Source organism: Nostoc sp. UIC 10607, assembly GCF_047228265.1.
GTDB classification, from domain to species: Bacteria; Cyanobacteriota; Cyanobacteriia; order Cyanobacteriales; family Nostocaceae; genus Nostoc; species Nostoc foliaceum_A.
In genome coordinates, this window is the sequence record NZ_JBIQNW010000016.1 from 133847 (window position 1) to 141680 (window position 7834).

General features: G+C 43.6%; 12 protein-coding genes. 5 read left to right on the top strand and 7 right to left on the bottom strand.

Annotated elements, in window-relative coordinates:
• Together ACEYW6_RS16720 and ACEYW6_RS16725 are read left to right on the top strand one after the other, a co-directional pair.
• Nucleotides 1–2238 (top strand): hypothetical protein (locus tag ACEYW6_RS16720; protein WP_412980582.1); only part of this gene is annotated, 2238 nt, incomplete at its 5' end.
• A 186-nt stretch (nt 2239–2424) separates the two neighbouring features.
• On the top strand, nt 2425–2535 hold the full coding sequence (locus ACEYW6_RS16725; protein ID WP_084227157.1) for a photosystem I reaction center subunit VIII: 111 nt from the start codon (nt 2425–2427) through the stop codon (nt 2533–2535).
• Nucleotides 2536–2729: 194 nt separating this feature from the next.
• Here the strand turns inward: ACEYW6_RS16725 and ACEYW6_RS16730 are convergent, their stop codons facing one another.
• The 6 genes from ACEYW6_RS16730 to ACEYW6_RS16755 form a co-directional block, all read right to left on the bottom strand.
• Nucleotides 2730–2849, bottom strand: coding sequence for a photosystem II reaction center protein J (locus ACEYW6_RS16730; RefSeq protein ID WP_012411803.1), 120 nt, complete (start codon nt 2847–2849; stop codon nt 2730–2732).
• 71 nt (nt 2850–2920) lie between these two features.
• Complete coding sequence (locus ACEYW6_RS16735; protein WP_012411802.1) at nt 2921–3043, bottom strand: photosystem II reaction center protein L; 123 nt, start codon at nt 3041–3043, stop codon at nt 2921–2923.
• Between the two features lie 8 nt (nt 3044–3051).
• Nucleotides 3052–3189: a cytochrome b559 subunit beta gene (gene psbF / locus ACEYW6_RS16740; RefSeq protein WP_015115279.1), complete on the bottom strand. Its 138-nt coding sequence runs from the start codon at nt 3187–3189 to the stop codon at nt 3052–3054.
• Nucleotides 3190–3198: 9 nt separating this feature from the next.
• A complete protein-coding gene (gene psbE, locus ACEYW6_RS16745) occupies nt 3199–3447 on the bottom strand; it encodes a cytochrome b559 subunit alpha (RefSeq protein WP_162399775.1) in 249 nt (82 codons plus the stop codon).
• 178 nt (nt 3448–3625) lie between these two features.
• Nucleotides 3626–4645, bottom strand: coding sequence for a photosynthesis system II assembly factor Ycf48 (locus ACEYW6_RS16750; protein ID WP_412980583.1), 1020 nt, complete (start codon nt 4643–4645; stop codon nt 3626–3628).
• A gap of 250 nt (nt 4646–4895) precedes the next feature.
• A complete protein-coding gene (locus ACEYW6_RS16755) occupies nt 4896–5231 on the bottom strand; it encodes a rubredoxin (RefSeq protein WP_104908258.1) in 336 nt (111 codons plus the stop codon).
• Between the two features lie 383 nt (nt 5232–5614).
• Between ACEYW6_RS16755 and ndhC the strand changes: the two genes are divergently transcribed.
• From ndhC to ACEYW6_RS16770, 3 genes are read left to right on the top strand one after another with little or no spacing between them, the layout of a single operon-like run.
• Complete coding sequence (gene ndhC / locus ACEYW6_RS16760; protein WP_104908259.1) at nt 5615–5977, top strand: photosynthetic/respiratory NAD(P)H-quinone oxidoreductase subunit C; 363 nt, start codon at nt 5615–5617, stop codon at nt 5975–5977.
• The gene (ndhK, locus tag ACEYW6_RS16765; RefSeq protein ID WP_196510528.1) at nt 5968–6705 is read left to right on the top strand and encodes a photosynthetic/respiratory NAD(P)H-quinone oxidoreductase subunit K; all 738 of its coding nucleotides are present in this window, start codon (nt 5968–5970) and stop codon (nt 6703–6705) included. The genes ndhC and ndhK overlap by 10 nt, the downstream gene beginning before the upstream one ends.
• Nucleotides 6698–7228: an NAD(P)H-quinone oxidoreductase subunit J gene (locus tag ACEYW6_RS16770; RefSeq protein ID WP_412980584.1), complete on the top strand. Its 531-nt coding sequence runs from the start codon at nt 6698–6700 to the stop codon at nt 7226–7228. The genes ndhK and ACEYW6_RS16770 overlap by 8 nt, the downstream gene beginning before the upstream one ends.
• 421 nt (nt 7229–7649) lie before the next feature.
• On the opposite strand, the gene ACEYW6_RS16775 is transcribed toward ACEYW6_RS16770, so the two are convergent.
• Nucleotides 7650–7834: hypothetical protein (locus ACEYW6_RS16775; protein ID WP_412980585.1), on the bottom strand; the 185-nt coding region annotated here is incomplete at its 5' end.

The window sequence follows — 7834 nt, forward strand, 5'->3', positions numbered from 1 at the left end:
GTAATTAAGCTAGATAAAGCGATCGCTGTTTCCACAGAATCGGCAATTGCTACACACAGCAACCCCGTTACCATTGTTGTACCAGATGAAACTGAGGAAGATATCGATGAGCCTGTGAGTCCTGTTTGGCTCAAAGGTGAGACGGCAGAGCAGATTTTACAAAATTTAATAGATTTAGCTTTACCCGCTTCTGAAGCCCTGCCAAAAGATGAAAAGGTTGCAAATTCTCCAGCAACACAACCACCGCCACCATTACTGCTAACTTTAGACCAGGATATTTACATAGCTCGTTGGGGACAAGCTCTTACAATCAATGGGCAGATAGAACTCAAAGAAAAGACTAATCTAGATCAGGCTGAAACATTATCCCCAAAAAGGCTACGGACGCTTGAACTAGGAATTGAACTGCGATCGCCCCTAGAACCAGAAATCTTAACCCAGGTACGGCAACCCTTACCAGACCAGGAGTTGCCCTTCATCATCAATACCTCAATTAATATTCCTGCTGACTGTGAATCTAAGTTAATTTTGGCAGATATCAGTTTGTATGGTGAATTCGCCGATGTTGGTGAAGTCATCCGGTTAGCCAGCCAGTCTTTCACCATTACAGCAGATGTAACAGAATTACTGGCAATCACAGCCGCAGCAAAACCTAGTACATCCTTAAATGATCCCATAACACCATCCGACTCGTCTGCTGCTTTCACGGAGCCGGAGACCGCTGTGAGGATAGATTTGAAACTATTCAATCTGGTCAATATTCCAAAAACAGACCAGTCTCAGATACTCAATCCATCCCCAAATACACCCTTACCACCGCAAATTAACCTGCAAGTTCTGCGAGAAGCCACCCTGCGGACATCCAACTTAAAGAATTCAGTTACTTCGCCTCAATTGCCGAAACTGCCCCCTATTCAAAGCGATGCCAACCTTCCCACAGATGTTGTTGCAGAACCCCCTACACAGGATGAGTTTCTAGAAAAAGATGCAATTATAGCTGCCATCAACTTGGAGCAGTTGGTCATTAGGCAACGTCGAATGCCAATGCTCGTCACTACTTTGCCATACTTGAAACGCCTACAAACTTTGTCAGGTGATACAGAAGAAGTAAAAAGCAATGTCCCCCCAGATGCATTGCAAGTTCCAGCAGATGAAGACTTCCCGCAGTTGGACGAAATTGTAGCTGAAGATGAAAATATACCGGAATTAGTAGTAGATGATGCACAATTCCAGGAAGAATCTGTTGCTGAAGTAGAAGCCCAGCCAAATTCACAATTCCAGGAAGAATCTGTTGCTGAAGTAGAAACCCAGCCAAATTCACAATTTATTACAACAGGTAACCTTTACTCATCTCCTCTGCTCAGGAAGTGGATGCAGAGCCAAGGATACTCTTTGCCTGAATCCATTAATGATCTGCAACCTCAAGACTACGATAACTATGTTCCAGCCCAGCAGACCCAGCTTTCTCTTAGTGCTGAAACTCCCAATACTCCCAATGTTGATGTCAACTTGCCGTTAAGCCTAGATGCTGATACACAGACGTGGGAAGAAGTTCAAGAGTCGGTTTTCGATCTTGGGAACTTTGGGAAAGACACAGACACAGCAAAGGAAGCTGATCTAGAGATAGGGGAAGATACGGTAGTAGAAAAAGTATCCGAACCACCACTCTCAATGGCTCTGGTAACACAACTACCGCCTCCCCCTCCTCCAATAAAAATGAATATAGCGTCGGCTTGGTTAGCGCAAGAAATTGTTGTAGATGATACATATGATGAACTGGAAGCCGATGTAACAAAGAATTACTCCCTTGAAGAAGAGAAGCAACCAATGTTAGGTTTATCCTCTTCTCCACCCATAAATACGGCAGTCATTGAGCCTTTGCCAATTCCAGAACTGCATATACCAGACGGCGAACTAATCGCAGGCAAGTTTATCATAGTGCGCCTAGTACTGCCTGAAGTACCTCCCCAAGTTGTTGTCAAGTTATGGGTTGAAGATTATCAAACTCGCTGGTTACTAGAGGGGCCCCATTTACTGGCAAATCTGCTACCTAATGCCTTGGGAGGATTGGAAGTGATGACGCAATTAAACATTCCCTTTGGCTGTTTGGAAATTCGCTTAGAAGCGATCGCACTTGATCTAACAACCCAACAGGAAAGTCACAAAGTCACAATAGTGCGAACTGTGATTCCTCCAGACTTGCCAAGCTTGCAGTTAGATGAACTCCTGGGTATGTGATAGCGAGTAGTAAGTAAAAATAATAACTTAAGGACAAGGGGACAAGGAAAAATTATTCAAAAAAGCTTCCCCTACTCCCGCTCCCAATATGAGCTGTGTTAAAAATATGAAAGAATTTCAAAAATCTGGCAGAATTTGCAGTAAGCTCATTTTGAATTGTAGTGTTATTTAGCAGGAACCTTTATTATGGCAGCTTCTTTTTTGCCTTCTATCTTCGTTCCCATCATTGGTTGGGTTCTACCAGCTATAACCTTCGCGTTTCTATTTTTATACATTGAAAGCGACGATATCAGCTGATGTAATCATGAGTCAGTAGTCATTAGTCAAGTTTTCGGACAAACGAAAGTTATCAATTCTGTCAGATACGTTTCTAGACTATTGACCAAAATTAATACCGCCTATCTCATAGAGACAGGCGGTTTTTTAACGTTGATTTTTCAACAAATGCTAGAAAATTCTAACTTATAGTGTTCGGTTCAAACTAACTCATGTTAAATCGAAGAACCGAGTCCGGCGTAGGCACCATAAAAGAAAATGCCCAAGACTGTAATTATACCTAATCCTGCGATCGTAGCGACGACCCACAGGGGAATTCTCCCACTTCCAGACACAGCTTCTCTCCTCCCTTAACAACAAATCAACACACGTTCAATAAACAAAGATTAACAACAGTAGTTCCCAGTTAGTTAAAGAAGTAACTGGAAAACAGAATCCCCAGAACGAAAACTAGTAGTAGTCCCAGGTATAGCGAAGTCCGGTTTAGTTCAACCGGCTGATTATTGGGATTGGGCGATCTTTCTACCATAATTGCTCCTAACGTTGAATAAATTGCATTGCGGCGATCGCGCCCAAAAAGAATACAGTTGGTACACCTAAGGTGTGAACTGCCAGCCATCTAACGGTAAAAATTGGATAGGTAACTGGTTGATTGATGTTATTGCCGCTAGTCATGATCTCAAACTACTTTCCAATAAATTGTTCAACTTGTTTTTTAGCTTCAAAACGGTTCTTCACAATTGGCACTTCTTGCCGCGCTGGTGTGAAATACTCGTCGGGGCGGGGTGTGCCAAAGGCATCATAAGCCAGCCCGGTGCTGACAAATAGCCAACCGGCAATAAACAATGCCGGGATGGTGATGCTGTGAATTACCCAGTAACGAACGCTAGTAATGATGTCCGAAAACGGACGTTCTCCAGTGGTACCTGACATTTAGATCCCTACCTTATACATAGAGTGTTATTGAGTTTATTATCCTACAAAGTTAAGAAAGAGTTACAAGTTGCAAAGTTCTTCTCAGAAATTGGGTATGGGAATTAGGGGAGAGGTGATAGGTGATAGGTGATAGGGAAATAATCTATACCCTGTAACCTGTACCCTATTCCCTTCTTCAAGCTGCTTCTTGAGAAGTTGTTTCAGGGTTTGGTAGATATTTGAGCAAAACGCCGCGATCGCCAATTATAAATCCCCGCTCTGGCTCTAAGAACACAATCTTGTACAAATTAGCAGCAACTTCTTCCACCGCACGGTCTTTTTCCCAGGTTTTACCACCGTCGGTACTTCGTAGTAAATTACCGCTACCGCCACCTACCCAAATTTCATCGGGTGTGCGATATGCCAAATCCAGTAAACCCCAACTAGTAGATAACTCTGGATATTTTGCCTCTTGCCATTCTTCAGGTTTAGTTGGGTCACTAAACTGAACTTGACCTCCCCTGGCTAGCAACCACAATTGCCCATTTTCAGCAAAGCCCATATTTTCTACCCGCCGAGAACTAATGCGGTTATGGGGTACCCAAGCATCTTGCCCCGGTTCCCAAGTTGAGTAGAAACTACCCTTAGCGGAAACGGCAACATACTTACCATCAGCAGAACGTTCCAAGTTACGCACTACACCGACTGCTGATTCCACCTGGGCTTTCCAATTTTTGCCGCCGTCTGTGGTCTTATATATGGCTCCTACATCAGTAGCCATTTCAGCTGTGTTGTCTGCTAGTGCCTTAACTGCGATCGGGCTACCTGGTAGCTTTTCGCTCAGGGGAATACGCGACCAAGAAGCACCTTCATCGGTAGTGTGCAGCAACAGTCCAGGCTCTCCGGCAATCCAGCCTTCTTTACCTGCAAAACTTACTGAGTCAAAGCGATACTTTTGCTCATCCAGTTGCAGTGTGATTGGTTTCCAGGTATTACCACCATCATTGGTTTCCAAGAGGGTGGCATTGCTACCTACTAAGTAGCCATGCTCAGGGTTATTAGTAAAAGCAATATCCAATAGATTCGAGTCTGTTGGCACAGAAATTACTTTCCAAGGGTTGTAGCTAACAGAAGGAACTTTGCTACAACCTATGCACATGATGACTACTATTAACAAGGCAGCTATTCGTTGCCAACTTTTCACAATTGAATGCATTAGTATTTCTTAAGTTGTTTCTAAATTTCTGTAGGTGTTCTCTAAAAGGTTTACCTTATACCAATTTTGGATTTTAGATTTTGGATTTTGGATTAAAAGTCCTTATTAAAAAGCTTTTCAAAAATTCCAGAAAATATTAACCCAATATGGTATTGAGGGTCATGACCGCTCTACGGAACTGGTAAAACGAACGACACATTTATGCGATTTTAATTACACAGTAAACTCCCTGTTTCCGATATAACGGCTGTTATTGCAAGCCGTAGAGACTGATAAAAAACAAGAAGCCAAGAGCCAAAGCACCAAAAATTAGGATATTTTTTTGTGTTGGCGTTAGGTTATTGACACCCAAACCGTAACCGAGATTTTCTTTGAAGCCTGATGCAGTACCCGCAGGGCCGATGTTGGCAAAAGCGGTTTTTTTAGCACTACAAACTGGACAGCGCCAATTTATGGGCAGTTCTGCAAAGGTTGTCCCTGAAGGAATATCATCCTTGTCGTCTCCCTTTTCAGGTTCGTAAACATAACCGCAGGCGCGACACTCGTAGCGGTCTAACACCGTAGTCTCAACAGCTGGTTCGCTCATGGCTAAGGCCTCGCAGAGGAGAAATCTTAAATATACGTTAAAAATTATGACATAATTGTTAGACTTTTCTATCACTAGCAAAAGCGAATTAAATACCTGAAGTGCATCTGTTTCCCAGATTTCAGAAAAACCAAACAGATATAATGTAAAAGAAAGTAACGTAATTCAAGGGATTGGGCATTGGCTATGGGGAATTGGGGCATTCCTCTCTCCTAAAAAAAGAGAAGCTTTGATGCTTGCTCCCCTTCCCTCCAAGGAGAAGGGGCTGGCGGTTAGGTCTGTATTGAACTCAACACAGAATCGCTATAGTCCCTAATCTTTAGTAGTCAGTACCCAATCTCAGGTCACTACTTAAAATACTCCATAAGCGGTAGATACTCATTGTGTTTGTCCTCAGCGGTTACGAGTACCTTCTAGGCTTCTTCATAATCTGTAGCCTAGTACCTGCCTTAGCGCTCTCAGCATCCAAGCTCCTACGACCCAGTAGTTATAGCCCAGAACGTCGCACCACCTATGAATCTGGCATGGAACCCATCGGGGGAGCCTGGATTCAGTTCAACATCCGCTACTACATGTTTGCTCTGGTCTTCGTCGTCTTTGATGTGGAGACTGTTTTCTTGTATCCTTGGGCGGTAGCTTTCCACCGTTTGGGGCTATTGGCATTTATTGAAGCGCTAGTCTTTATTGCAATTCTTGTAGTCGCTTTAGTTTACGCATGGCGTAAAGGAGCTTTGGAATGGTCTTGAATTCTAACTTAACAACCCAGGGCAAAGAGCGAATCATCAACCCCATTGAACGGACTACAATCACTCAAGACCTTTCAGAAAACGTCATTTTGACGACGGTTGATGACCTCTACGACTGGGCGCGGCTTTCTAGTTTGTGGCCGTTGCTGTTTGGTACTGCTTGCTGCTTTATTGAGTTTGCAGCTTTAATTGGTTCCCGATTTGACTTTGACCGTTTTGGACTAATTCCCCGTTCTAGCCCCCGCCAAGCCGATTTAATTATTACGGCAGGGACTATTACGATGAAGATGGCTCCCCAACTGGTGCGTCTTTATGAACAAATGCCGGAGCCGAAGTATGTAATTGCGATGGGAGCTTGCACAATTACTGGCGGGATGTTCAGCGTTGATTCTCCCACAGCAGTGCGCGGAGTCGATAAACTGATTCCTGTGGATGTGTACTTGCCTGGTTGCCCTCCCCGTCCAGAAGCAATTATCGACGCAATCATTAAGCTGCGAAAGAAAATCGCCAATGAATCGATGCAAGAGCGGGATAAAATTAAGCAAACCCACCGCTACTACAGCACGACTCATAATTTGAAGCCAGTAGAGGAAATCTTAACTGGTAAGTATTTGCAGTCAGAAACTCGCTATGCACCACCGAAGGAATTGACGGAAGCGATCGGTATGCCAATACCACCTGCACTGCTGACAGAAAAGGCGCAAAAGGAGGAACAAACCCGTGGCTGAAGAAGAATCTAAACCAGTACCAGCAGCCAAAGAAGAGGCATTGGTACAAGCGGGTAAAGTTTCCCAGTGGTTGACAGAAAATGGCTTTGACCATGAGTTTTTAGCACCAGATAAGAATGGTGTAGAGATAATTAAGGTGGCGGCAGATTTCTTGCTTCCTACCGCTACAGCCCTTTATGCTTATGGGTTTAATTATCTCCAGTTTCAAGGTGGCGTTGACCTTGGGCCAGGACAGGAATTGGTAAGTGTGTATCACTTGATTAAAGTCGGTGATAATAGCGATCGCCCCGAAGAAGTTCGAGTTAAGGTGTTCTTACCACGGGAAAACCCCGTAGTCCCTTCTCTGTACTGGATTTGGAAGACCGCAGATTGGCAAGAGCGCGAGTCTTACGATATGTTCGGCATTATCTACGAAGGACACCCAAATCTCAAGCGGATTTTGATGCCGGAAGATTGGGTAGGTTGGCCTTTGCGGAAGGATTACATCTCGCCTGATTTCTACGAGTTGCAAGATGCTTATTAGATATTGCTGAATAGAGACGCAATGAATCGCGTCTGTACAATATAGTTTCGGCAGTGATTAACCCCTTTCCGGTGGCGGAGAGGGGTTATGTTTTTGATGTTTCATTTCAAGTTGGTTGACAAAATTTGCTGTAATTGGAGGCAATACGGTTCAGTTAAGGTTTTTTGATGAAAACTCTAGATCGCTAAAGACGCGATAATTCATCGCGTCTCTTGTCTATGGAAACGCGGAGGTTCGCAAAGGAGGGAGAGGTGGGATAGAGATATACAGTGAAATTTCCTAGTAATCGGAATCACTATCTTTACCGTTGTATCTATAATTTATGGAAAGATTTAATGGAAAGATTTAATGTAAATATTTAAAGTAATATGTCAGAAACACCCAAAAACGACGGCATTTGGATTGTAACGGATGAAATGCCTCAAATATCGATTCCTGATGGTGGTAAAGGCGGGAGTAGTAATACACGCAGTTGGGGAGAGGAAACTATCAGGGAACCTACTGGTAGCAAAGGGGTAGGAGTTGCCGTTACAGCATTTGCGGCTGTTATGAGGTACAGTAGCAACAAATAGCAAACCAGTTTCTTAAATGTTGAGGATTTATTAA

Excerpts from the sequence above, each read along its gene's own strand:
- psbF (WP_015115279.1), bottom strand. The coding sequence starts at position 3,189 with ATGACTAGCGGCAATAACATCAATCAACCAGTTACCTATCCAATTTTT.
- ndhK (WP_196510528.1), top strand. The coding sequence starts at position 5,968 with ATGGTCTTGAATTCTAACTTAACAACCCAGGGCAAAGAGCGAATCATC.
- ACEYW6_RS16735 (WP_012411802.1), bottom strand. The coding sequence starts at position 3,043 with ATGGTAGAAAGATCGCCCAATCCCAATAATCAGCCGGTTGAACTAAAC.
- ACEYW6_RS16750 (WP_412980583.1), bottom strand. The coding sequence starts at position 4,645 with ATGCATTCAATTGTGAAAAGTTGGCAACGAATAGCTGCCTTGTTAATA.
- ACEYW6_RS16755 (WP_104908258.1), bottom strand. The coding sequence starts at position 5,231 with ATGAGCGAACCAGCTGTTGAGACTACGGTGTTAGACCGCTACGAGTGT.
- ACEYW6_RS16725 (WP_084227157.1), top strand. The coding sequence starts at position 2,425 with ATGGCAGCTTCTTTTTTGCCTTCTATCTTCGTTCCCATCATTGGTTGG.
- psbE (WP_162399775.1), bottom strand. The coding sequence starts at position 3,447 with ATGTCAGGTACCACTGGAGAACGTCCGTTTTCGGACATCATTACTAGC.